We start from the raw sequence: 23,819 nt of genomic DNA on the forward strand, positions 1-23,819 counted from the left end.
TCATACGACGTACGTTTACAACTTCTATAGTGGCGGAAAGGAAAGACATGGCTCTATGCAAACAACCGCCGTTGTTCATCGCATGGACTCTGCATAGAGCGGATCTTGAAACCTCTTATGAATTGAATCATGGTAGCCCCCCATTCGGCACCCATATATAGGTGCTGTTTGATCCCTTCACATGAACCATTCGATCAAAGCACAGCAATATCCTCTTATTAAACAAGCATCATGAATACTGGCTCAAACTCTTCTCCAGCATCTCCCGGACGGCATGCTGCAAGGTTGCTGGCGAGACCACCTTGACTTCCGGGCCATAGGCAAGCAGTTTGCGGGCGGTGAACGGGAACTCCTCCAGAGGGACCATCCCTCTCCATTCATTGCCTTGAATCGAATTGAACAGCACATCGGAACGTGCGAGCCTGGACCCAAATTCGGTGAAGTGCAGCACCACTTCTACTGCCTCCCTTTCGTCTTTGGACTTAAACCATGCTTGCAAACTGGGAATGGACTCATCTGTGGAATCAAGCAATCTCAGCTGCTGCATGCGGTCCACACGATATAACAGCACCCGCTCCTTATGGCGTGCGGGCATGTACCAAAATCCACCGTCATAATAGATGCCGATCGGGTAAGCCCTTGTTGTTTTATTGCCATTCCGGGAACGATACGTGAATTCAATCTCTCTTTTATCTACGGCAGCATTCAAAATCTCTGTCGTCAGCATATCTAAATGCTCGCCCGGATGCTGTACAAACGTCACATGTTCTCTCATTCGTACAATCAGATCCTGTACATCCTGCGGCAAGCTGGAGAAATACTGCTCTGCCAAATGCTCTCGCATCGATCCATACGGAAAATCAGGAACCCGCTGCAAATATTCAATCATCAGAAACAGGCCCAGTGCCTCATGCTGTGTCAGTTGCAGTGGCGGCAGGATCCGATTAGGCAGAACCTTGTAACCCCCATTCACGCCGACCTCCGTGTACAAAGGAAAACCGAGTGTCTGCAGCGCATCTAAATCGCGCTGAATGGTACGGACGGATACACCGAATCGTTCTGCCAACTCACGGGCTGTGAACTTCTTTCTGGAATCCATCAATCTCATAATGGCGAGTTTTCGGCCATTCATGGGTTCACCACCTAACTACGTCAACTTTTGTCATAGTTTAAGTGTATCATACGTAACAGAAGGGAGCGATAAAATCATGTCCAATAAAGTAGTGCTGTACATTGCGATGAGTCTGGATGGTTATATTGCAAGAAAAGACGGTTCGGTAGATTGGCTGTTTGACGTGGAAGGTGACGGTGGAGATAACGGGTATGCTGCATTTTATCAAACGATTGGAACGGTAGTCATGGGCCGAACCACGTACGAAGATGTACTTAAGCTATCCGAAGATTTTCCTTATGCAGACCGGCCCACCTATGTACTCTCCCGTTCGGAGCAGCCAACAGCACCACATGTGCAATTTACAACCGAGCCTGTAGAAACCCTTATTCCTCATTTAAAACAGGCTACCGATGACGATCTGTGGATTGTCGGGGGTGGTCAACTGGTTCAGGCTGTGTTGGAGAAACAGCTGCTTGATGAAATTGAGGTTGCCGTCATTCCGAAAATTCTTGGGGAAGGCATTCCCCTATTTCCCGAGGGAACGGTACCGAGCAACCTGAAGATGATCGGAACGCAGACACTCGGTCAGATCATCTCCATCCGGTATCAGGTTCAGGTATAACCCAACTCAGGATATGAAAAGGACCACGCTGCCCACGAGGGGTTAAGTGTGGTCCTTGTTTCTATCCAGGCCAGGGCTAATACAACATTCTGCGTTAAGCCAACATTCCTTGCAGGTATCCTTTTAACGTCTCTGCTGCCCGCCGGTGGGACAACTCGCCAGGATGCGCCCTCGCTCCCATGGTCTCTTTCGTTGTATCCGGGAGCTGCAGAACAGATACCTTTCGGTCGCCTGTCCGCTTCATATAACCATCCACTGCACGATAGATGGCAGGCATCATGGGAAAACCAAGCATGCCATAGGCCCAAACAAGCTGAGCCTTCGGATTGTACTGTCGAAGTTTGGCCAGGAATCGGTCTACCGCAACCTCAAAAGCAGCCAAATCCTCTTCATGATAACTTCCGTCTTCGTTTAAACGCTGCTTATGTACCTTTCCGGACACCGGATCTCTCCATTCCGCTGTCTGAAAAGCACCTCCATCGTTACTTCCCAGATTGATCACTACCACGTCCGGCTGCCAGGACTCAAAATCATGCAGTTCCCCGGCCCCGAGCGCCTGGTTTTTCTCACCCGTGAGCAGGCCGCAGACTTGTTCATAATAATCGGGAATATTATTGTTCGGGTTGTTGTCCCAGCTTGTGAGTGTACCCCAACCACTCTGGGATATCACCCTGTATTCCGCGTTCATTGCCTCTGCTGTCATGTACGTATAGTTATGTATCGCACTGAACCACATTGGAATCCAGTCTTCTTCCGCTCTGGCCCCTATCGCGCCTTCTCCAGATGTTATACTATCACCAATAAATTCAATCTTGTACGGCTTCTCTTCCACAGGCAGGAATGTGCCATCCGACTTCAAGGCATGAAGCTGCAATGTGGAGCCCGGGTCTGCACTCATCGCTTGCACGTCCTTGACGACTTTTACGTTTTTTACTGTATCCTCGCTCATGCCCCGGAAGATACAGATCCAATACCGTTCTGCAGTGACCATCTGCCTGCTTACAGGAACACCATTGATCAGAATACTGATCCACGGTTCATAGATATCGTAGTCCGACTCCACTTCCACCCACAGCTCAGAGCCTGTGACTTGAAGTTCGATTGCGCTGCCTGTCCAAAATAACGTCAGAGGTGCCCGCTGCTCTGTTGTCCTGCCATGCACCTTCAGGTTCTGTATCTCTGACAGGGCAAGCACCTGTAACTTGTCATTCGTTTTCACCATGTATTCCTCCCGCCTGTTTTGACCCACTTGAGTAAGTGGGTTTCATCATCCTATTCTTTTAGAAAACGATCCACATGCTCCTGGTACTTCTCGTACCATGATCTCCACTCATCCTTGCGTGACTCCAGCGTGCGGTCGTCCAGCAGCGCACCTATCACATCCAGACAGACATGCCATCCGGCAAGGTCTCTTGGTGTATGGCTTGTCATGGAATGAATGATCTCTGTCAGAACAAGACGGCAGCCCTCCTGTACAGGATGCAGCTCGAACCTCACCTCATCTTCTCCCCAGGTGTATGCAAGAACGGAGTAAGGCTCCAGATGTGTGATTCTCATTTCTTCAAATGCCCCATCGCCCATGTCAAACTTGATCAGTCCGCCCTCTCGCAGATCTTCAATTCGCAATTCGGGGAACCATCCATGCAGCTTATCGTTTTCCGTTAAAAAGGACCATACCTTCCGTACATCATGCTGCCACAAGCGCTCCAAACGGGCCACAACGTCATTCGAAACCAATTTCAACTCAGCTATCATGGGTAGACCTCCTCCAATTGATTAGCTCAATTCATGCAGGATATGAAGCGCTTCCTCTTTTGTTTTTACGAAGAACACATGCTTGCCATTATTGCACTCATAAATGAAATCCTTCAGACTTTTGCTGCTGTAGCCGTCAAAATCACCAATGATGGCAAGCTTCACCTGGTAGTTAACGTACTTTTGCAGAATCTCACCGGCCAGCTTCGTCTTCAGATCGAAGAATTCTTCCGTAATGTTGGATTTGTCGATGATCAGCTTGTATGCCTCGTTCAGATAATTTACCGATGCCATCAGATCCAGAGCATCTTGCACTTCGCTGATGACGATGTCGTTACTCTCAATAATAGCAACCTTGGAGTTACCCTGTTGATGGATCGTAATATCCATTTCACGTGCTCCTTCCATATCTCATTTCCCTATACTATCTCGCATTTCCTTCGCTAAAAGCAATGTGTTTTTCACAATCAGAATGGAAATTTTCGCTCCTCCGACATTCTGGGTTTGCTTCTTATTTGTAATCACTCGCTGGAATTTCTCTGCTATAATGGATTTATTTCCTACAAGGAAATATATTTTGAGATTTGCCTAAGAAAGAGGGATGCTAACGTGGACATGAAGTGGCTCGATTGGGCTAAACAGATTCAGGCTATTGCTCAGACCGGTTTAACTTATGGCAAAGATGTCTACGATATCGAACGCTACGAGGAATTGAGAAAGATTAGCGTGGATATCTTGGCTAACTACACTTCTGTAAACAAGGAGAAGATATCACTCACTTTCGCGAGTGATACTGGATATGCAACGCCCAAAGTCGATATTCGGGGTGTTGTTTTCAAGGATAACAAAATCCTTTTGGTGCAGGAAAAAATCGATGGAGCCTGGGCCTTCCCGGTGGATGGAGCGACATCGGCCTCTCTCCATCGGAGGTTGCCGTGAAGGAAATCAAGGAAGAGTCCGGATTCGATGTTGTTCCCTTACGCTTATTAGCTGTACTAGATAAGAAATTCCATGGCCATCCACCCGAACCTTATCATATCTACAAGATGTTTATTCAATGTGAGATTACAGGGGGTACAGCTGAAACCGGTGTGGAAACCAGTGCAGTCCAGTTCTTCGACAGGCATGATCTGCCTGAGCTTTCGCTTGAAAGAAATACAGCAGAGCAGGTGAAGACCATGTTTGAATTTTTGGATCATCCCACCAAAGACGTTATTTTGGATTAAAATTCACCACATAAATATAGCGACTCTCCCTCTGTGGTTAAAGTCGCTATCTCTATGTTTGTGTTTGTGTTTGTGTTTGTGTTTGTGTTTGTGTTTGTGTTTGTGTTTGTGTTGGTCATGACTTTCCATCCGGGTGGAACGTGTTCTCCGCTTCCGCTCCTTTAATAAGATTCCTCTTGGGGATGGACACAACAAAGGCTGCTCCCTTCCCGTTTCGCTCGGCCGATTCGACGGTAATGTGCCCTTCCAGAGACTGGACTATATCTCGAACATGGGATAGACCAATTCCTGTTGCGGCAATGCCTGCCTGATTGAATTTTGTCGTATAGCCAGGTTCGAAAATAATATTTCGCTTGGCTTCAGGTATACCTTTGCCCGAATCGATTACTGCAAAATGTACATCCTCATCCTGTTCATACACCTGTATCCGAATAGTCCCTTCGAGCTCGATCACTTCCACAGCATTAGCGATCAGATTGTTCATCACCGTTAAGAGTGGAATGTAAAAAGGCGATTCGCAATCATACTGCTGCTCCATTTGAATTTGTATTCTTTTATCCAGCATCTCAGCGTATTTAAGATTGCCCTTCACCGCGAAATTCAGAACCTCCGACAGGCTCATGTTGACTGCCTTCTCGCTGTCATATAGTTTCAGCAGTCCGGCCAGAATGCGCTGCGAGTCTTTCTTCACCTCATGGATCTGCTGAGCAATCCCCAGTGTCCTCTGACTGTATTGATTCATGTCCTGTTCCCTAAGATCCCGATAGAGGTTGTAGCTATCCGCCGTTATGCCTTCGATTGTCTTCATGGCCTTTTTAAGATAAAAGACCTCTCCGTAGAGGCCTGAGTTTACATTGAGCATCTGCTCCATTCGCTTCTCCTGCTCCGCATGCATGAGCCTCATCTGTCTTACCGCGATACTGTTATACAAACCGATGATAAAATAACTTCTTAGCCCACCCACAACGAGCAGATACAGCCATTCTCTCATATCGAAGATGCTGGTCCCATTCAATACACCGCGAATGAAAAGCTCAATGAGATTGGAGGAAAAATCAACACATGTAATTAAGCCACCCAGGAGAAGTGGTTGGATCACGTGAAACCTGTTCTTGAACTTGCTAAGACCATAAGAGAAGGCGATATAATAGATGCCAGCTCCAATGTTGTCATGCAAACTTTCCAGGACCGACATCGAATTTACATCGTACAGTAAATCAACGGATTGCACGAGAAAGCTCACGATGCCCGTCAGAATCCCCGTTTTCACGTAAGACAGATGCGGCATGATCATAAGCAGGAATAATAGGATACTCACGCCCAAGCCGATTCGAAAATAGTCTTCCTGAAAAGGATTTATCTTAAATTGCGCACCAATGGCTGTAGCCAGGGCGATCACTATCATTTGTACATTCTCATTTTTAAGCCAATTACGCATATCTTTCTCCTACATGCCTCCGATTAGTGCTTGCAAATACCGTTCGGGCTTCTAATGTTGTATATAGTATCATACGTATTCATCTTTAGAAAATTAGCGATGCAGCATAGCAACATCCGAGTCTTTTTACTACATTTCAAAAGCCCGTGAACCTGCCTAACAGCTGATTATTACTTTCAAGTGCGTATATGACTTTGAGGTGCGTACTTCACACCTTCCTTTTGCTGGCTCACAATAATGTACAGGAAAAGAAAGGAGCATGCCCATTGAAACCCGATCAACTTATTTCACGCCACACTGCTCTCGTTATTGGTGCGGGCGGAGTCATTGGAAGTAATCTTATTGATTATCTGACGACACTTCCGGAATGGAATGTCATTGGGGTATCACGCCGCGGAGGGCAAAACTCTCCGAGAGTGCGTTATATATCGGTGGATTTATTGAATGAAGCGGATACTCAGGCCAAACTGAGTCCATTGACGACGGTCACTCATATTTTTTATGCTGCTTATCAAGATCGCCCTACATGGTCCGAATTGGTACAACCCAACCTGGCAATGCTCGTCAATGTGGTCAATGCCATCGAGCCCATCGCTCCCAACCTCCAGCATATCAGTCTAATGCAAGGTTATAAGGTATACGGTGCTCATCTGGGTCCGTTTAAAACACCTGCACGGGAAACGGATGCACACCATATGCCGCCTGAATTCAATGTGGATCAGCAGCAGTTTCTTGAGAAAAGGCAGCCCGGAAGCGGCTGGACTTGGTCGGCCCTGCGTCCGTCTGTTGTATGTGGTTTCGCTCTCGGCAATCCAATGAATCTCGCCATGGTTATTGGGATATATGCGTCCATCTCCAAGGAACTTGGGCTGCCACTTCGCTTCCCCGGTAAGCCAGGCGCTTACCACTCCCTGCTCGAAATGACCGATGCTGCCCTGCTGGCTCGCGCTACCGTTTGGGCGGCAACCGACTCCCGCTGCGCCAATCAGGCGTTTAATATTACCAATGGCGATTTGTTTCGCTGGAATGAACTTTGGCCCAAAATCGCTGCCTTTTTTGAACTGGAAACGGCACCTCCACTTCCGCTCTCACTCGCAACGGTGATGGCAGACAAAGAAAGTCTGTGGAAATCCATGATTGAGAAATATGGCTTGATGGAAACCTCCTATGATGACATCTCTTCCTGGGCCTTCGGCGACTTTGTATTCTCGTGGGATTATGATTTCTTCGCAGATGGTTCCAAAGCCCGCCGCTTTGGCTTTCATGATTTTGTCGAAACCGAATCGATGTTTATGGATATATTCGCGAATTTGCGTGAGCGCAGGATCATTCCGTAACGGAATATTAAATGCATAACAAGCGCATTCCCAAACCTCGGGAATCCGCTTGTTTAATTCTAACCATCCGAGGTGGGAGGCTTAAACAGAATTTTCGCTCGATTACCGTATACTTTTTCAACATGGGTATCTCCCCATCTGCACATCGAATGGAGAATCTCCTTAAGAGTCCACCCATATTCCGTTAGCTCATATTCAACCTTCGGTGGAATTTGATGATGGGAAATACGGGATATGATTCCCGCCTCCATCAGTTCACCGAGCTGCTGGGTCAATACTTTCTGAGCAATGGCAGGCATGAGCTTCATCAATTCGCCATTACGTTTTTTGCCAAAAGTAAGATGGAACAGAATAACGGGCTTCCATTTGCCGCCGATCACTTCAAGTAAAGCTTCGACTGCAGTATTATATACTTTTATCGGTTCTTGCATTTATCTCCTGCCTCCCTCTACACCCATTTTCCCTTCTAGTCTACAATACAATCCAAGTTGCAATTTAATTATAGACCATGGTGCATCGTTATGAGCCAATAAAAAAAGGCAGCCCTCGGGGCCGCTGGACATTCTTCATTTCAAGCTCTGCAGAATGTTTTTCATTTTGTTGTAATGCCCGCTTACCCGGTCAACCATATAGTTATACATGAGCTGGTTCTCCGACAGGTTCGCCATTTCGGCATCAATGTCCACATTATTGCCGTTGTTGTTCATCGTTGTTTCGTTGTTCTCCACAATCCGGTATGGAACGACAGAAGAATTGAGATCTTTGGCAGGCAGATGCTTCGGATGTGTCCGGTGCATATCCAGCTCCCGGGTTGTACCATTTTCCACGATACGTCTCAGTGCTTCTTCAAACTCCACCGATTTCTTTTTGTAATTGGGTGTGTCAGCATTGGCAATATTGTCAGTGGTGACCTTGTGCTGCACGTTCAGCACTTGCAAAAGAGATTCATTGCGTCTTGACGTGTTGGTTTCAATCACGGCTCAGTCTCCTTAAGAGCAAAATGGTGCAGTCCCAATTATCATAAGAAAAAAAGTTGCCCTCTGTCAACATTCACTCAATTCTTACATATAAAACTCAACACAGCGTTAGCGATTCAGCTTCTCAAAAATCTCCGCCAACTTCTCCCGGTCCTGTGCTGTTAACTTTTCAAATAACGCTCTGCGCAGCTTTTGTCCCTCCATGGATGCTCTGCCAAGAACTTCGGAGCCATCCTCGGTGATATCCAGGTAACTATTGCGGCGATCGGATTCATCAACGACCCTGACAGCCAGTTTCTTTCCTACGAGCTTGTCCGATAAATAGCTGAGAGTCGGCGGGGTAAGCCCCAGTATTTTCGCAATATCCGATGGTCGACTTTTTCCGTTTTGCTTCAAATGGGAAAGCACAAGAACATGAGATACGCCCAGGTCCTCATTAAATGATTTGTTCCACTGTATAATCAACTTGTTGGTGAAGGTATCCATATTGTGTATGATTTCAAAAATTGTTTTCTCTTCCATAACTGCCTCCTCATAAAAAAGACAGCCCCTAATGAAAATTAAGAGGCTGTCATTATTCTACACACTATTGTGCGGAGTATCCACCATCAATAACCAGCTCGGAGCCGGTAATATAGGAGGAATCATCGGAAGCCAGGAACAGTGCCGCTTTGGCAATATCCATAGCTTGACCCAGACGCTGCAGAGGCGTTGCCTGAATCAGCCGACCAAGCAGTTCTTGGGACGTGCTCAGGGATTCGGTCATAGGGGTTTCAATAATCCCTGGGAAAAGAGCATTGACACGAATGCCCTGACGTCCGAACGTCGTAGCCGCTGCTTTGGACAACGCACGTACCGCGCCCTTCGACGCCGAGTAGTGATTGAAGCCCTGCCCAATCATTGCAGTATACGATGAAATATTAACGATAGAGCCTTTCTTCTGAGCGGCCATGTATGGAGTCACATGCTTCATGCCCGCAAACGGGCCAAATCCGTTAATGGAAAGCATCTTCTCCCAGTCCTGTGCGTTGATCTCCTCAAATGGTTTTTCGGATGAGATACCAGCATTGTTGACCAAGATGTCTATTTTGCCAAAGCGATCGTTGACGACCTTCGCCAGTGCCTCCCAGTTCTCGTCTGACGCCACGTTTAACTTCATTCCATAGACATTCTGCTTCTGGCTAGCTGTCTCCAGCGCCGCCTCATTAATATCTGCTGCAATCACGATGGCACCTTCCTGTGCAAAAAGATCCACCATACACTCGCCAATGCCTGAAGCTCCGCCTGTAATAATAGCTACTTTACCTTCTAATTTTCCCATGGAATATGCTCCTCACGTTAATTTAATGAATTGTTGTGTAAATAGATCCGGCAATCAGCAGCTCAACGTACCTCAAAAATTATTATTTAGATATAAAACTATTAGATGTCTAAATAATAACATCGGACAATCCCATATGCAATGCCAAAGCCCGGATTAACTTATTTTGGGTGATGTCAAAACTAAAAATACCCTATTCTGTTCTTCCACTGAAAGAGCAGATAGGGTATTGGGTGAAATGAACTTAGATTGAATCGGTGATGTCCGGACGGCGATTGTCCTCATTGACCAAACTGCGAACAAAGGTATCAAAGTCTGGCGCAAGCCATGTGATCTTATAGTTATTTTCCTTATCCACATGGACAACCTCAGGCTCACCCGCATTATCGGAAGCACGGTAATCCAGCATGATGACCTCAGACTCCGATGGACACTTACATAGAACCACACCGATTTCCGGATAGCCGCCTTGCTCAATGATAAACCTGCTGCCTTCTTCACCGCACAGTGAATGCTTCTTCTCTTGGCCAATGCCCAGCATTCCCGAGATTTCAATGAGCCTCTTCTCAGCGGATCCTGCCTCGCTAACAGGGATATACCGGTAACGAGGGACCCCACCATTATGTATTTTCATCATGTCAACGTAGGCTCTTGGCAATTTGAAAACCAGCCGCTCTTCCACAGCCTCAACTTGTTCATCCGTGGGTGATAGCATTACCCAATTCTCCAACGCTTCAGCATGGTCGTTCCAGAAATCCGTGGAATCCGGATCACTTACAATTGATTGCTCCATTGAGATTGCCGGGACGGAGTAAACCTTCTCCTGAGCTGTCTCCTCAGCAGGCTTCTCAGCTGTTTTACTGCGAATCCATTCAAGAAACTCCTGTGTATCTTCATCTCCCGGGTCCAGTCGGTCTGCATTCTCAAAAGCAGCACGTGCCTTCTCATACTGCTCCAGATAATAGTAAGCCAGTCCGATGCGATAATGCCACAAGGGGTCGTCCTGGCCCTCTTCAGCAACTGTCAGGAATTGTTCAACTGCCTCTTCATAACGTTCCAGATTGTTCAGCGCTCTACCCAAATGACCGATCAGCTCATAATCGCGCTCTTCCACATCAATGGCTGTAATCGCATCCACAATCTCTTCGAATTCGTCCTGTTCATGCCACTCTTCCAGCTGCTCCAGTAGCTCGTCTCTCATCCCGCTTGCCTCCCTGTTCATTCGCTCTACATACCTTGCTAAAAATTATACCACTTATCAGATCACTTTCTCCAGCAATGCAGATGCCTAGAACTTTATAATGAAATAGGTGTCATTCAAGTCTATTCAGACGACTTGGATGACACCTACAATGTCTTGGAAAATTCAGTTCCGTTTATCCCATCTAAGATCCTGCTTCATCATGGAATGAACGAATATTGCATTATCGCTTACGGATCGGGATCCATATCTCGCTTCTGTAATCCGGTAAAGTGACATCCTTGTGCTCATTCCACAGGATTTCCGGCCCTTCGCTAAGTTCATAATCTGACGAAGGAAACCACTCGGAATAGATTCGTCCCCACACGTTCTGAAGCGTCTCCGGAAAAGGACCAATGGACGTAAATACTGCCCAAGTCGATGCAGGTACTTCCAAGGATGCCAGACCCTCGGGGGCCACTTGGGTGGTGGCAGCACCGATATAATGATCCAGTTCCCCCTTCTCCTCCATCCGTCCTTCGCTGAAGTGAGCCGAAGCACTGATGATCCCCAGCGGCTGAACATTGGATAGCCCTTTAATCGTCTCGATCAATTCCGGGGTGAGCAGTTGATACATCGCAGCAATATCCGGATTCACCCCATTGAATACAATCGGTACCCTTTTACTAATCCCCACAATTCGAAAGGCTTCTTTCTCTTCAATACGATAGTTCATTTCATTTCCTCCTTGAATGGTCAATTGGAATGTCATCCGGGGGAAGGCCTTGAGGGATGGACCATGATTCCGCGCTTCGGAGGGTGTGACCCCATGCATGCTTTGAAAAGCCCTGGCGAAGGAATCCGGCGAGGTATATCCATATTTGAGCGCAATATCGATGACCTTGCTGTCATTGCTGCTCAGCTCCAGTGCGGCCAACGTCAAGCGCCGGCGACGAATATATTCCGACAGGGTTATCCCGCTAAGAAAGGAAAACATTCGTGTAAAGTGGTATTCCGAACAGCAAGCAATGCGTGCTACTTCTTTCATATCAATTGTCTCCGACAAATTCTCCTCAATATAGGCCAAACCCTCATTCAGCCGTGCCAGTGTATTCATCATCATTCCCTCCCCCATTGATCCAAGCATAACAAAGCGTTTCTTCCGGCATCCGACATTCCCTGCACCATTCTGCAGGTAGCAATCTAATGACCAGCTAGATGTCCAGCATAGACGGCGAATTCTCCATTTTACAGCTATGCCGTTCCTCTTACTTGTCATGTACATATTTTATAGAAAGATAGTTTTGAATTTTACGGATAAGGAGCGCGATTGAATGGGAGCCAGTTCGGGAACATCACTAAACAAGCAAGGCGTGTCCATTATTGCCTGCACCAAGCGCCATAACTATATTCAAAACCTGTTTAGGAATTACAATCGCCAGAAGCATCTCAAGAAAGAAATGATCATTATCGTCAACAACGATAACATCCCTCTTGCCCCTTATCAAAGCTTAGCCAAAAAGCACCGGAACGTACACGTTTTTCGTCTGCCGGAACGGACCTCTCTCGGTGCTTGTCTCAATTACGCAATCAAGAAAACAAAGTATGGCCATATTGCCAAGTTTGATGATGACGATTATTATGCTCCCTATTATTTGACGGAAAGCCTGCAAACCTTCAAGAGAACGGATGCCGATGTCATTGGGAAGCGGGCCCACTATCTGTATTTGCGCGGATCCAGGAACTTGCTCCTTCGTTTTCCCCAGGATGAACACCGCCCGGTGACCCTGATCCCCGGCGCCACTCTTGTCTTTAAAAGGCATGTAGTACGTCATGTTCAGTTTCCGGATCGAAACGTCGGAGAGGATGATCTGTTTTGCATTAGAAGCAAGCAAATGGGGTACAAGGTTTATTCGGGAGGAAGACATAACTTTGTTGCGATCCGCAGGAAAAACTCATCCGATCATACATGGATCATCAGCGATAACGAACTCATCTCACAGAGTAAAAAAATTCGAACCAGGAAGCATTACAAACGATTTGTACAGAAAAAACCAAGGGGCAAATTCTGATGGCCGCCCCGGTTCAGAGTCGTAATCAACATGCCGTCTCCATCATTGTTTGTACCAAACGGCACGAATGCATGGACAACCTTTTTCGCAACTACAACAGGCAGAACTACAGGAATAAGGAGCTTATCGTCATATTAAACAATGACAAGCTGAAGGTGAGCAACTATATGAAGGCCGCTAGCTCATATGAGAACGTAAGGGTAATCTCCTTACCACAAAATCTATCCCTTGGCTTTTGCCTTAATCACGGGACTGCACTGGCCAGATATACCCTCATTGCCAAATTCGATGACGACGATTATTATGCACCGAGCTATCTAAGGGATAGTGTACGTACCCTGGTAAAAACCAATGCAGATATTGTAGGCAAACGAGCCCACTATATGTACCTAAACAGCAAAAAGCTCCTTCTGCTCCGTTATCCTACGAAGGCGAACCAGTATGTCCCCCTGATCCAGGGCGCAACCCTTCTTGTTAAACGACAGGTGGCCACTGAGGTTGGATTTCGTGATAAAAATCGAGGAGAATGCGTAGCATTCTGTTCGGACAGCTTGGCAAAAGGCTACAGGATCTACGCGGGGAGTCCGTCCAACTTCCTTGCGATCCGTAGAAGGAACTCCGCAGATCACACATGGATTGTGAGTGAGAGAGATCTTTTGACGAAAAATGTGAAGGTGCTGAAAGTGAAGAATCCAAGAAGATTCGTACGTGCTCACTTATCTAACAAATAGTTTCACCTGATCTCTGTGAATTTAAAATGAAATAACACAGCAAAAAGAGCAGCGATCAGCTGCTCTTCTTCAATGTATATCTGTAGGTTTCTCTATCTTATCAAGCCAGGTACTCCGCCATAATCTGCTCGATATCGAAGGGCGTAACCCCTTGCTCCACCGAATAGACTGTGTCCGCCTGATCCCGCGTATCCACAAGTTCACCTCGGGCCTTTGCATGAAGCATGAACAGGTCGTATAGATCTGGCTTGCGCAACCCGGTCATGGCTTTGCCCATCAAGACCATTCCCTTTTCATTGCCCTCTACATTGTTGTAGTAGTGTGGATGGCTGGTTAGGGCAAGATCGGTCCAAATGACGATGCGATCTACGAGATCAAGTATGACAGGAATTGTAATCTGTGTATCGGCTGTAATATCAATTTTGTTAGCCACCGTAGACGGTTCAAAAATCTCACCCGATCCTGGCTTCTTGCGCATCATCCACCCCGCGAAGCATTCCGGAAGATCGCAATATGGATGACTCGTGAACGACAGCAATGAAGCAACAACATATCGGCCGCCATAATTAACGATCGACGGAATATGCAGGTCAATGAACTCGCATGCCCCCTGCGGAGCCGATACGATATCTCCGCTGTGAACAGCCTTGTACTTGGTGGAACGCAGATTCGTATAGGAGATGTGCTCAACATAATTCCAGTTCTCGTCATACATCACCGCAGACAGGTCAATATCGACGCGTCCTGTGTCCTGCCCGTTGACCATGCCTTCCTTCCACCAGTTGAAGAAACGAATCGTATCTCCTTCGCCCATGGGTACCCGGCTGCCTCTCACGAGGGTACGCAGGGCCTTGCTCGCGGAACGTTGGGAAAAAGGCACAAGATAGTCATGGAGCTGTTCATCGATATACGTCTTACCCAGTGGGGGAAGAGCTGCGAACCGTTCGACCAGAGCCTGCTCGCACAATTGCACAACTTCCCGGCATGTCGCCTCATCCAGCTCTGGCAGCTGATTCGGAATGCCAAATGCCTTTGCCACGTTGCCTTTTGGGAAAAAGACACGAAGATCCTGTGGTTCATTACGCTGGGCAAAATGTTGTCTCACCTGCAGCAGCACCGGCGTCGATACCTGTGCAGTTACCTCACTAAATGCCAACAATACATAGGCCTCATCCTGGGTGATTCGCAGTACATGGTCCAGTCTTCTGGCAAATTCGCCCGGACGCTGCGACAGCAGATCGATCAGGCTCCAGGTGTTGCGATACTGGAACGCAAGCTCCACGCTTCCGTTAAAGGTGGCAAACGACTTGTTATTGCGCAGAATATCAAAGGCTTCCTCGCAGCGAGGATACCGAAGCTTATATTCGGAAGGATGCAGCATCTCCCCCAGACGCACCCAGCGATCCTTATACCGGGGCATATCCTCGGTGATCTGTCCGCATTGCTCCAGTAGACCCAGCAATAGACGTCTCTCACGACGTTTGAATTTGCGGAAGCGTGCAGGCGCAGCCAGACTGACATCACCGTTCGACCAGGCAGCAGCCAGACGCAGGACGTCGGTTGCTGTTTTGAAGTACAGGCCGATTCGTTCTATACTCGCCTTTTCATGTTTCAACAGCGAAGCCACCACGAAGCCAACATTCTCCTTGAACGGAATTTCAGCAGGCAGTATCGCATCTACCTCATCCGGTTCCGCATGTTCCAGTACGGTATCGATGTCATTCTTGTCCGTCTCCGAAATGGAACCCTTTGCTTCAATCAGCTGGCGGATGAGTGTTCTGAACCCTTCCTCACTTCCCAAGTGGATCACTTTCAGATCTGTCTTGTCAGACAAAGGCTGTCTATCAACAGGTTCACGATCAGGATATACAAGGGTTAGGTAGTGAATGATGGCATTGAGATACAGCTCCGCTTCATCTTCCTGCATGACCTGCATGGGAAATCCCGGATACATCGGATTGTACTTCACATGTGCCCCGACCATCACTCTCAGATCCGCTACCAACTGAAGAACGAATGCTTCAAACTGTTCCTTGGATAGTCTTCGTACGGCTCGCATCAGTTCATCGGAGAACGTGTATCCCAGCGTTTCAATATTTTTAAGGGCAGTAGCCAGGTAAGACTTGGGCAGTTGTTTCTCCCCTTGATGTTCGATAATCAGTTTGTTTGCTCGTCTTAAATAAATGGTGTTATGGTTCATGATAAAAGAGTCCAGGAAAGCTATATCCCTATATAACGTGGAAGGTTAGCTTGAGAAGGAAGGAATATAATAGCCTGGACGCCTCCTCTCTTGAATAGAAATCCTTCAGGAGAGCTGCGACCCTATTCATCCAATTGAGTTAGAAGGAAGGATCGCAATAGCCTGAAGGCCAGAGGTCCGAAGTTCGTGAACCGAACCTTTGGTAGACCCATCATCTCAGATTCCACGATCTCCCAACAGGGTGAAAGTATTACGACTGCATCAATCGTTTTCCAATATCACCCGTAATCCATACAGCTCGCTTGATGGAAGGCCGAATAGGAACAACCCCATTGGCGTCGAATACCACTATGTAAGACTTAGAATAGAACTATGCATGAATCGAGGTTGGGATAGATGGAACTTCAATCGATATATAACGAATATCTGAATATCAAATTCAAACGCGGATTACCGCCTGTACGGACGAATTCGTTCGAATATGGCCTGTATGAAGATGACAGTGCTGATCTGTTTCTACCGAATCACCCTGAGGTGACCTTTACGAATTGGATGTATGACTTGCAACCGAGGGATCCCCATTATGTATCCGAGCCAAACTGGCAGCCTGTTCTCGCAGATGTTTTTCAACAGATGGATATATATGATGAACAGGTCCTGTATCATCTTCTGTTCACCATAAACACCACACTGTCGATCCATTCGTATAATGCATACAGTGCCATGAATGAATGGATGAAGAGCTACAACTTCTTCCAGCTGTCTCACTTGAGTGAGATCACTCGTTTAAACGAGGAGCAGAAGCACCAGCTAAGAGACTTTTTCTTCTTTTTCTATCTCTATGCACATCCAGTTAACGAAGAAACGCTCTACGCGTGTTCATTTGAAGGCCAGAACTTGGTGCATACCAAAACCGATATCTCATTGGAATATTATTTTACGGCATTTCATGATCACTATAGTACAAATATTAATGAGTTCAGCGAGCAGATTACCATTGCTCCACACGACATCCAGGCCTGCAAACATCTTACACTGGAGTTGTTGCGATCGATTGAGGGTAAGACAGTCAAGCTCAGCATGCCTTCCGAGGAAGGGTTAGAAGCGGTACTACAGCTTATTAATAACGTGGATCAAATGCTGCAAATGCATGACGAAAATACAAGCGCGTTGTTTGATATCATTGAAAATTTCCTGACGGAAGCTCGTTCCACTCCCTATCGAGACCACTGTTTCACGACGCTGCTTCAGAACTATGCTTCGTATATTTTGTTTTTCAGGTTTGACGAAATTCATGGATTGGTGGAATATTTCGAAGACACCCCTGTGTGGTGCAGAACGATTATCAATAAAATCTTTATGGACACAATCTTCATGGAGCGAATATTGCGACAGAAGTGCATCGATATATCGGCGTACCCGAATGTTACTCAGTTCTTTGAGGACGGAGCGAAACGGATCTATCTGTAGCTCCGGAGGGAGTGCCGCGCACTAATCCAGAATAGTACGTCAAAAAGCCTTCGCCGACGTTCATGTTAGCAAAGGCTTTTTACACTTTATTCTTGTCCATTGTATTAATTACAGTAAATATGCAATACGTTCTATCTCTGATGCCTCTTTACACCGAAGCAACCTTCTTCTCAACTGTCAGCCCAAGTGCCTTAGCTGTCGTCGTGTGAACTTTACGAAGAAGATCCGGATTCTCCACCAGGGACTCTCCGTAGGAAGGGATCATTTCCTTAATCTTCGGCTCCCATGAATCCATATGCTGCGGGAAGCATCGCTGCAGAATCTCCAGCATGACTTGCACCGCAGTGGAAGCCCCTGGCGAAGCGCCGAGTAATGCCGCTATTGAGCCATCGGCAGCAGTAACGACTTCTGTACCAAACTGAAGTGTGCCTTTGCCGCCCTGTACCGTATCCTTAATGACCTGCACGCGCTGACCTGCCAGAACCATATCCCAATCTTCGCTTTTGGCACTTGGAACAAAATCACGCAGTTCCTGCATACGCTGCTCTTTGGACAACATCAGCTGTTGAATCAGATATTTGGTCAGTGAGATCTCTTTGACCCCTGCAGCAAGCATGGTCAAGAGGTTATGTGTTTTGACCGACGTGATGAGATCGGTATTCGAACCGGTCTTCAGGAATTTGGGAGAGAATCCGGCAAATGGGCCAAACAGCAGCGACTTCTGATTATCAATATAGCGGGTATCCAGATGCGGAACAGACATCGGCGGAGCACCCACCGAAGCTTTACCATACACCTTGGCATGATGCTGCTCCACAACCTCCTGATTTTTGCACACCATGAAGAGTCCGCTGACCGGGAATCCGCCGATATGTTTACCTTCCGGAATACCGGTTTTTTGCAGCAAATGCAGGCTTCCGCCACCCGCACCGATAAAGACAAACTTGGCTGTATGGCGCTCTACTGCACCGTTGCTCAGATTCTTCACCGTTAATTCCCAAGCTCCGTCTTGCTTGCGTTTAATATTTTTCACACTATGTTGGTAGTGGATATCCACGTTTTGATTCTTCAGGTTATCGAGCAGCATGCGCGTTAAAGCACCAAAGTTAACATCCGTACCGGAGTCGATTTTGGTAGCTGCGATCGGTTCTTTCCCCTTGCGGCCTTTCATCATCAGAGGAATCCATTTCCGCAATTTTGCCGGGTCGTCCGAGAATTCCATACCTTCAAATAAAGGGTGGTTCGATAAGGCTTCAAAACGTCTTTTCAAAAACAGGACATTGCTCTCTCCATGCACATAACTCAAATGGGGAAGCGGCATAATGAAGTCCCGCGGATTACGAATCAGATTGCTATTAACGAGATAGGACCAAAATTGTCTGGAGACTTGAAAATGCTCATTCACCTTAATGGCTTTGCTGATATCTACGGTTCCGTCCGGTCGTTCAACGGTATAGTTCAATTCGCAAAGTGCAGAGTGGCCGGTTCCGGCATTGTTCCATTCGTTGGAGCTTTCCTCTCCTGCACTGGCGAGCTTCTCATAAACCTTAATATTCCAATCTGGTGCCAATTCCTTCAGCAAGGTTCCCAATGTTGCACTCATAATTCCGGCACCAATCAAGATAACATCTGTACTCGTTTGTCCCTGGCTCATGTCTACCGTCCTTATATCCTATATTTGCCAAAAGGATGTAAGCGTTATCGATTTGGCATTTGCAGCGAGCCCGTTCTCGAACTGGCCCAAACCTCTTCTGAACGAAATTAAACCTTGGTCATAGTGTATCAATATTACGGTTAGATTGAAATATGCAATTTTAAGTTACTTGGTTTACCTGTTAGTATACTTTAGTTTCAACCTTACCGCTAACCCGCTTATAGGGGTGAAAGATTTATTTTTTCAAGATAATAGAAAACATGGCAAGCCATAACGCCACTCTAGTCAAATTTCTAGGTACGTATTTCTCCTCATGAGGAAAATGGGATTGAATCAGCCGGCTCTCGGCAAGGAAAAAGCCTATTCCAGATGATGAATTCCTGGAATAAGCTTGTTTTACTGTGGCCTCTTAGAGCAGAACGTCCGATTAGGATGTTTATTTGCTAGCATCTACATGATATCTTCCCCGGGGTACGACCAAAGGGGAGCCTGACAACGGATCTTCTACCACAGTACAGTCCAGGCCAAATATGTCTTTCACCATGGTGCTTGTAATGACGTCAGAAGGAGCACCCTCTGCGACAAGCTTCCCTTCCACCAGCGCAATGATATGATCCGCATAACGGGCTGACAGGTTGATGTCGTGCAGCACCATGACAATGGTTGTTCCATGCTTCCGGTTAAGGTCGGTGAGCAGATCGAGAATCTCAACCTGATAGGTAATATCCAAGAAGGTTGTTGGTTCATCTAGAAAGAGAATATCCGTCTGCTGCGCCAGAGCCATCGCAATCCAGACCCGTTGTCGTTGACCGCCTGAAAGCTCATCGATGTTATGGTTGGCAAATTCGGTAATGTCCATGATCTCCATGGCTTCAGCTACAGCTTCGTAATCCTTCTTGGTCCATCCGCTCAGCAAGGACTGGTGCGGAAACCGCCCTCTTCCCACCAAGTCGGCAACAGAGATCCCTTCCGGGACAATAGGGGATTGGGGTAACAGTCCCACCACCCTGGCCAGCTGCTTGGGTGGGAATTTGCTGATCGGCTTCCCATCCAGCGTAATTTTTCCCGATATCGGCTTGATCAGCCGGGCCAATGTTTTGAGAAGCGTAGACTTCCCGCAGCCGTTAGCCCCAATGATGACACTGATTTGGTTGCTGGGAATCGCAAGGTCTACGCCATGAATAACGGTTTTATTGTCATAGCCAGCCACTAAGTCTTCCGCTTGGAACACATGCGTCGGTTTCATTATAATTCTCCCTTTCGGTTCATTCGGATGAGCAGGTAGATCAGATAAGGTGCACCGAGGATTCCGGTAATGATGCCCACAGGATATCTGACCTCGAACGCAAATTGCCCGATGAGATCTGCAGCCAAGACCAGATTAACGCCAACAAGTCCCGCCGGAATGGCATTTGAGAAGCCTGATCCGGCTAGTCTCTTCGCGATAGGTCCCGAAAGGAAAGAAACAAAAGCAATCGGACCGGTAGTGGCTGTCGCGAGAGCAATCATGCCTACAGAACACAAGATGAGTACAACTCTTGTCTTATCCGTAGCAACACCAAGTGATGTAGCCGATTGTTCTCCAAGCTCCAGTAAACCAAGATGTTTGCCTAGCACAATAATAAAAGGAGACAGGACCAGAACCGCAATGATTAAAGGCGGAAGCTCGTCCATCTTGGAGCCGTTAAGGCTGCCGCTGAGCCAGCGAAGCGCAGTTGGAATGTCCTGCTGCGAACTGACCAGCAAAAGATAGGATATGACCGCATCCAGCATGGCCTGTATGCCTATTCCGACAAGGATCAATCTTCCGATCGAGAAGGTTCTTCCCTTGGATAATACATAGATCAATACCACCGTTGCAAGACCCGCAATGACCGAAGCTATGGAAACAACGGCTCCATTTGCATGAATGACCGTGATGCAAAACACAGCTGCTGCGCTTGAACCGGAGGTTATACCGATGACATTCGGATTCGCCAAGGGGTTGCGCAGCATGGTCTGAAAAATATAACCCGCCATACCGAAGGCAAATCCGGCAAACAGCCCTGCAAGCATCCTTGGTAAACGTATGGTATGGATTGCAAATGTCGCCCCCTTAACCTGCTCACCGGAAAGGACCCGGATGACATCACCAAGCGGGTAAATGGTATTTCCCAGCAAAAGCATGGCACAGCATAGAGCGAGCGCGAGTATGGCAAGTAATGCAGTAACAACGACCCACCGACGTCGTCTATGACGTCTGCCCGATATAATCAATTCCATCGTATTATTTTTCATAATGAACGCACTTTCGATTTAATCGCTAGAATGATAAGAATTGGAGCTCCAATGAAGGCTGTAACCACACCGACCTCGAGCTCTCCCGGACTGCCGATGAGCCTGCCAAGCACGTCGGATATCGTCAAGATAATCGCACCCGAAATCGCCGACATCGGAATAACAAAACGCAAATCAGAGCCGAGTATAAGCCGAATCACATGCGTCGCCAAAAGTCCGATAAAACCAATGGGACCGGCCAGTGCCGTTGTTGCACCACACAATAGAACCGCCGCAAGTGCTGCAATCAGCCTGAGCACTCCCGTTCGAACACCCAGCCCGGTTGCCACGTCGTCACCCAGTGCCAATGCATTCAGTGCTGGAGCCGTAATAAAGGCAATGATGATACCAATGGCCAGAAACGGCACAAACGTACCGATATCGCTCCAGTTGCCTGAACCGACGCTGCCGACTTGCCAGAATCTGAATTGATCCATTACATAAGCGCGTGGAATCATGATGGCAGTCACCAGAGAGGAAAGGGCTGCCGTTATGGCTGCTCCTGCTAGCACCAATTTGATGGGTGTAGCGCCGCCCCGCCCCATGGAACCGACAGCGAATACAAATACAGCGGTAAGTGCAGCACCAACCAAGGCCAGCCAGATATATTGGCCTGCCGTGTTTATGCCCAGAAAGGCAATGCCGAAAACAACAAACAGGGACGCCCCTGTATTGACACCCAGAATACTCGGGTCAGCGAGCGGGTTGCGCGTGACCGATTGCATCAATGCTCCGGAAACGCCCAGTGCAGCTCCGCAAAATAAACTGAACACGGTCCGGGATATTCGTTTGCGTACGATATTTGCCCCATAGGAGTCCATATTGGAGTGAAACAGACCATCCATCAGTTCATTCCATCTCACAAGCCGGGAACCTAGTGTGAGTGATGCCAACACGCAAACGCCGAGCAAGACGATGCAAAGGAACAGCACCGTCTTGAAATGTTTAGGCATATGAAGTTTTAAAGGATTGTTTTGGGAAGTCGAAGAACTATTCATTGATCTTGTCGATCGCCGCACCGATTAATTTCAGGTATTCATCAATGGTATACGCAATCGAAAGCGGATTCGGTGTTCCGGCAGCCACCAGAGGTGTGTCACTATCGATGAAGGCAACAGAGCCTCTCTCGATCGCAGGGATTTTACCCAGCAAGGAATCGGCCTGAATAGCCTTTAACAATTCATCATTGCCGTATCCGATCAGCAGATCGGCATCGTTAAGAGCCTCTGCATTCTCAGCACTCAGTTCCAATGAGTAGCTTTTCGGATCCTTAATGAGTTCGGTGATACTTTCGGGATTACTCAATCCCAGTTCTTCCAAGAAAGAAACACGAGAGTCAACTGGCGTATAAATATGCAGTTTGGACATGTCTTGGGCAGAGAAGTTCACCCAAACTACTTTTTTGCCTGCAATCTGAGGATAGGCACTCAGTTTCTCCTTAATCATGTCTTCGGTATCTTTGATCAGCTGCTCACCTTCCGCTTCCATGCCCATGCCCTTAGCGTTAAGGTTTACTTGTTCACGCCACGTCGTTGCCCATGGAGCTGTTGGATAAGCCACAACTGGAGCAATCTCGCTTAATGTATCGTAGTCTTCTTGTGTAATACCGGAGTACGCGGCAAGAATCACATCAGGGTTAGCATCCGAAATGGCTTCAAAATCAAGACCGTCTGTATCCTGGAACACGTTCGGATCTGTTACACCAAGCTCGTCCAGCTTCTCTTTGGTCCAAGGAAGCAGTCCGCTGTCATCCTGCACACCAAAGTTTGCTGCCGAGAATCCAACAGGGACAACATTTAGAGCAAGAGCGATGTCATGGTTGGCCCATTGTACGGTAACCACGCGTTCAGGCTTGCTTTCGATAACCGTCTCACCAAGAGCGTGCTTGATGGTGATTGGATATTGTGTACTTTCATCTGGCGTAACCGCTGTTTCCGTAGCTGCTTCATCTGTGTTTGATGAACTGTTTGCGGCTGGCGCTGAACCCGTGGTCGAATCGGATTGCTGCGTTGAGCAGCCCACCAGTGCCAAGATCATAATCACCGAGATGATTAGTGCTTTTAATGAAATGTTTTGTTTCCCCTTCATGTGTTAGACCCTTCCTTTTCTACAATAAAATTTTTTGAATAAATCGATTAACTATCCTGTCTTGCTGTAACCTCGATCACGAATCATTTCGAGAACGTTTTCAATCAATCTGAGCGATTGAATGAAGCTGATATTGCAAAATCGTGGCATGCATCTGCTCACCTGAAACCCCAGTCTATATGTATCGGTGCGAAAACAACCTATAGCAAAGTAGAGAATGAAGCTTCGTATATTTATGCATTTTTACTCATTGCGATACTGATAATGATTATCGATATCACAAATCTACCTTTGTTTTAATCGATTGTCAACAAAAAA

22 protein-coding genes and 1 pseudogene are annotated in these 23,819 nt (G+C 47.2%); 6 read left to right on the plus strand and 17 right to left on the minus strand.

Annotated elements, in window-relative coordinates:
• Window positions 1-229: 229 nt before the first annotated feature.
• The gene (locus AC3RCI_RS28780) at window positions 230-1,132 is read right to left on the minus strand and encodes a helix-turn-helix transcriptional regulator (protein WP_492527210.1); all 903 of its coding nucleotides are present in this window, start codon (window positions 1,130-1,132) and stop codon (window positions 230-232) included.
• A gap of 76 nt (window positions 1,133-1,208) precedes the next feature.
• Between AC3RCI_RS28780 and AC3RCI_RS28785 the strand changes: the two genes are divergently transcribed.
• Window positions 1,209-1,736 (plus strand): dihydrofolate reductase family protein, encoded by a 528-nt coding sequence (locus AC3RCI_RS28785; RefSeq protein WP_336782550.1) that lies wholly within the window; start codon window positions 1,209-1,211, stop codon window positions 1,734-1,736.
• Between the two features lie 94 nt (window positions 1,737-1,830).
• Here AC3RCI_RS28785 and AC3RCI_RS28790 read toward each other — a convergent pair whose 3' ends face one another.
• From AC3RCI_RS28790 to AC3RCI_RS28800, 3 genes are read right to left on the minus strand one after another with little or no spacing between them, the layout of a single operon-like run.
• Entirely contained in the window at window positions 1,831-2,958 is a 1,128-nt protein-coding gene (locus tag AC3RCI_RS28790; protein ID WP_492527211.1) for an SGNH/GDSL hydrolase family protein, read from the minus strand.
• 50 nt (window positions 2,959-3,008) lie between these two features.
• Window positions 3,009-3,491, minus strand: coding sequence for an SRPBCC family protein (locus AC3RCI_RS28795; protein WP_492527212.1), 483 nt, complete (start codon window positions 3,489-3,491; stop codon window positions 3,009-3,011).
• A gap of 21 nt (window positions 3,492-3,512) precedes the next feature.
• The gene (locus AC3RCI_RS28800; protein WP_492471133.1) at window positions 3,513-3,881 is read right to left on the minus strand and encodes a DUF4180 domain-containing protein; all 369 of its coding nucleotides are present in this window, start codon (window positions 3,879-3,881) and stop codon (window positions 3,513-3,515) included.
• A 219-nt stretch (window positions 3,882-4,100) separates the two neighbouring features.
• On the opposite strand from AC3RCI_RS28800, the pseudogene AC3RCI_RS28805 reads away from it, so the two are divergent.
• Window positions 4,101-4,717: pseudogene (locus tag AC3RCI_RS28805) on the plus strand (NUDIX hydrolase).
• Between the two features lie 115 nt (window positions 4,718-4,832).
• Here the strand turns inward: AC3RCI_RS28805 and AC3RCI_RS28810 are convergent.
• Window positions 4,833-6,155 (minus strand): ATP-binding protein, encoded by a 1,323-nt coding sequence (locus tag AC3RCI_RS28810; RefSeq protein WP_492527213.1) that lies wholly within the window; start codon window positions 6,153-6,155, stop codon window positions 4,833-4,835.
• Between the two features lie 266 nt (window positions 6,156-6,421).
• Between AC3RCI_RS28810 and AC3RCI_RS28815 the strand changes: the two genes are divergently transcribed.
• Window positions 6,422-7,492: an SDR family oxidoreductase gene (locus AC3RCI_RS28815; RefSeq protein WP_492527214.1), complete on the plus strand. Its 1,071-nt coding sequence runs from the start codon at window positions 6,422-6,424 to the stop codon at window positions 7,490-7,492.
• Window positions 7,493-7,551: 59 nt separating this feature from the next.
• Here AC3RCI_RS28815 and AC3RCI_RS28820 read toward each other — a convergent pair whose 3' ends face one another.
• From AC3RCI_RS28820 to AC3RCI_RS28845, 6 genes are all read right to left on the minus strand, one after another.
• Window positions 7,552-7,923, minus strand: coding sequence for a winged helix-turn-helix transcriptional regulator (locus AC3RCI_RS28820; protein ID WP_183523119.1), 372 nt, complete (start codon window positions 7,921-7,923; stop codon window positions 7,552-7,554).
• 135 nt (window positions 7,924-8,058) lie between these two features.
• Window positions 8,059-8,469 carry a flagellar basal body rod protein FlgB gene (gene flgB / locus AC3RCI_RS28825; RefSeq protein ID WP_095360296.1) on the minus strand — a complete coding sequence of 137 codons (411 nt, stop codon included), beginning with the start codon at window positions 8,467-8,469 and terminating at the stop codon, window positions 8,059-8,061.
• Between the two features lie 108 nt (window positions 8,470-8,577).
• Window positions 8,578-8,991, minus strand: coding sequence for a MarR family winged helix-turn-helix transcriptional regulator (locus AC3RCI_RS28830; RefSeq protein ID WP_492527215.1), 414 nt, complete (start codon window positions 8,989-8,991; stop codon window positions 8,578-8,580).
• A gap of 64 nt (window positions 8,992-9,055) precedes the next feature.
• Window positions 9,056-9,790 carry an SDR family NAD(P)-dependent oxidoreductase gene (locus tag AC3RCI_RS28835; RefSeq protein ID WP_492527216.1) on the minus strand — a complete coding sequence of 245 codons (735 nt, stop codon included), beginning with the start codon at window positions 9,788-9,790 and terminating at the stop codon, window positions 9,056-9,058.
• A gap of 244 nt (window positions 9,791-10,034) precedes the next feature.
• Window positions 10,035-10,991 carry an SMI1/KNR4 family protein gene (locus AC3RCI_RS28840; protein ID WP_336782563.1) on the minus strand — a complete coding sequence of 319 codons (957 nt, stop codon included), beginning with the start codon at window positions 10,989-10,991 and terminating at the stop codon, window positions 10,035-10,037.
• Between the two features lie 223 nt (window positions 10,992-11,214).
• Window positions 11,215-12,087 (minus strand): AraC family transcriptional regulator, encoded by an 873-nt coding sequence (locus tag AC3RCI_RS28845; RefSeq protein ID WP_492530045.1) that lies wholly within the window; start codon window positions 12,085-12,087, stop codon window positions 11,215-11,217.
• A 217-nt stretch (window positions 12,088-12,304) separates the two neighbouring features.
• Here AC3RCI_RS28845 and AC3RCI_RS28850 point away from each other — a divergent pair, with 217 nt between their 5' ends.
• Together AC3RCI_RS28850 and AC3RCI_RS28855 are read left to right on the plus strand one after the other, a co-directional pair.
• Complete coding sequence (locus AC3RCI_RS28850) at window positions 12,305-13,042, plus strand: glycosyltransferase family 2 protein (RefSeq protein ID WP_336782567.1); 738 nt, start codon at window positions 12,305-12,307, stop codon at window positions 13,040-13,042.
• Window positions 13,042-13,773, plus strand: a complete 732-nt coding sequence (locus tag AC3RCI_RS28855; RefSeq protein WP_492527217.1) for a glycosyltransferase family 2 protein — start codon at window positions 13,042-13,044, stop codon at window positions 13,771-13,773. The genes AC3RCI_RS28850 and AC3RCI_RS28855 overlap by 1 nt, the downstream gene beginning before the upstream one ends.
• A gap of 100 nt (window positions 13,774-13,873) precedes the next feature.
• Here the strand turns inward: AC3RCI_RS28855 and AC3RCI_RS28860 are convergent, their stop codons facing one another.
• A complete protein-coding gene (locus AC3RCI_RS28860; protein ID WP_492527218.1) occupies window positions 13,874-15,973 on the minus strand; it encodes a TerD family protein in 2,100 nt (699 codons plus the stop codon).
• A 396-nt stretch (window positions 15,974-16,369) separates the two neighbouring features.
• Here AC3RCI_RS28860 and AC3RCI_RS28865 point away from each other — a divergent pair, with 396 nt between their 5' ends.
• Window positions 16,370-17,443 carry a hypothetical protein gene (locus AC3RCI_RS28865; RefSeq protein WP_492527219.1) on the plus strand — a complete coding sequence of 358 codons (1,074 nt, stop codon included), beginning with the start codon at window positions 16,370-16,372 and terminating at the stop codon, window positions 17,441-17,443.
• Between the two features lie 148 nt (window positions 17,444-17,591).
• Here the strand turns inward: AC3RCI_RS28865 and AC3RCI_RS28870 are convergent, their stop codons facing one another.
• From AC3RCI_RS28870 to AC3RCI_RS28890, 5 genes are all read right to left on the minus strand, one after another.
• Complete coding sequence (locus AC3RCI_RS28870; protein WP_492471120.1) at window positions 17,592-19,097, minus strand: malate:quinone oxidoreductase; 1,506 nt, start codon at window positions 19,095-19,097, stop codon at window positions 17,592-17,594.
• A 436-nt stretch (window positions 19,098-19,533) separates the two neighbouring features.
• Window positions 19,534-20,343, minus strand: coding sequence for an ABC transporter ATP-binding protein (locus tag AC3RCI_RS28875; protein ID WP_492527220.1), 810 nt, complete (start codon window positions 20,341-20,343; stop codon window positions 19,534-19,536).
• Window positions 20,343-21,374, minus strand: coding sequence for a FecCD family ABC transporter permease (locus AC3RCI_RS28880; protein WP_492527221.1), 1,032 nt, complete (start codon window positions 21,372-21,374; stop codon window positions 20,343-20,345). Before AC3RCI_RS28880 ends, AC3RCI_RS28875 begins: the two co-directional genes overlap by 1 nt.
• Complete coding sequence (locus AC3RCI_RS28885; protein WP_492471117.1) at window positions 21,371-22,411, minus strand: FecCD family ABC transporter permease; 1,041 nt, start codon at window positions 22,409-22,411, stop codon at window positions 21,371-21,373. The genes AC3RCI_RS28880 and AC3RCI_RS28885 overlap by 4 nt, the downstream gene beginning before the upstream one ends.
• The gene (locus AC3RCI_RS28890) at window positions 22,404-23,501 is read right to left on the minus strand and encodes an iron-siderophore ABC transporter substrate-binding protein (RefSeq protein WP_492527222.1); all 1,098 of its coding nucleotides are present in this window, start codon (window positions 23,499-23,501) and stop codon (window positions 22,404-22,406) included. Before AC3RCI_RS28890 ends, AC3RCI_RS28885 begins: the two co-directional genes overlap by 8 nt.
• Window positions 23,502-23,819 lie beyond the last annotated feature (318 nt).

This window comes from Paenibacillus sp. MT124 (assembly GCF_058792755.1).

Coding starts and splice junctions, on each gene's coding strand:
- AC3RCI_RS28785 (WP_336782550.1), top strand. CDS start 1,209: ATGTCCAATAAAGTAGTGCTGTACATTGCGATGAGTCTGGATGGTTAT.
- AC3RCI_RS28820 (WP_183523119.1), bottom strand. CDS start 7,923: ATGCAAGAACCGATAAAAGTATATAATACTGCAGTCGAAGCTTTACTT.
- AC3RCI_RS28885 (WP_492471117.1), bottom strand. CDS start 22,411: ATGAATAGTTCTTCGACTTCCCAAAACAATCCTTTAAAACTTCATATG.
- AC3RCI_RS28810 (WP_492527213.1), bottom strand. CDS start 6,155: ATGCGTAATTGGCTTAAAAATGAGAATGTACAAATGATAGTGATCGCC.
- AC3RCI_RS28795 (WP_492527212.1), bottom strand. CDS start 3,491: ATGATAGCTGAGTTGAAATTGGTTTCGAATGACGTTGTGGCCCGTTTG.
- AC3RCI_RS28850 (WP_336782567.1), top strand. CDS start 12,305: ATGGGAGCCAGTTCGGGAACATCACTAAACAAGCAAGGCGTGTCCATT.
- AC3RCI_RS28880 (WP_492527221.1), bottom strand. CDS start 21,374: ATGAAAAATAATACGATGGAATTGATTATATCGGGCAGACGTCATAGA.
- AC3RCI_RS28780 (WP_492527210.1), bottom strand. CDS start 1,132: ATGAATGGCCGAAAACTCGCCATTATGAGATTGATGGATTCCAGAAAG.
- AC3RCI_RS28800 (WP_492471133.1), bottom strand. CDS start 3,881: ATGGATATTACGATCCATCAACAGGGTAACTCCAAGGTTGCTATTATT.
- AC3RCI_RS28890 (WP_492527222.1), bottom strand. CDS start 23,501: ATGAAGGGGAAACAAAACATTTCATTAAAAGCACTAATCATCTCGGTG.
- AC3RCI_RS28870 (WP_492471120.1), bottom strand. CDS start 19,097: ATGAGCCAGGGACAAACGAGTACAGATGTTATCTTGATTGGTGCCGGA.
- AC3RCI_RS28840 (WP_336782563.1), bottom strand. CDS start 10,991: ATGAGAGACGAGCTACTGGAGCAGCTGGAAGAGTGGCATGAACAGGAC.
- AC3RCI_RS28875 (WP_492527220.1), bottom strand. CDS start 20,343: ATGAAACCGACGCATGTGTTCCAAGCGGAAGACTTAGTGGCTGGCTAT.
- AC3RCI_RS28830 (WP_492527215.1), bottom strand. CDS start 8,991: ATGGAAGAGAAAACAATTTTTGAAATCATACACAATATGGATACCTTC.
- AC3RCI_RS28855 (WP_492527217.1), top strand. CDS start 13,042: ATGGCCGCCCCGGTTCAGAGTCGTAATCAACATGCCGTCTCCATCATT.
- AC3RCI_RS28860 (WP_492527218.1), bottom strand. CDS start 15,973: ATGAACCATAACACCATTTATTTAAGACGAGCAAACAAACTGATTATC.
- AC3RCI_RS28790 (WP_492527211.1), bottom strand. CDS start 2,958: ATGGTGAAAACGAATGACAAGTTACAGGTGCTTGCCCTGTCAGAGATA.
- AC3RCI_RS28845 (WP_492530045.1), bottom strand. CDS start 12,087: ATGAATACACTGGCACGGCTGAATGAGGGTTTGGCCTATATTGAGGAG.
- AC3RCI_RS28865 (WP_492527219.1), top strand. CDS start 16,370: ATGGAACTTCAATCGATATATAACGAATATCTGAATATCAAATTCAAA.
- AC3RCI_RS28835 (WP_492527216.1), bottom strand. CDS start 9,790: ATGGGAAAATTAGAAGGTAAAGTAGCTATTATTACAGGCGGAGCTTCA.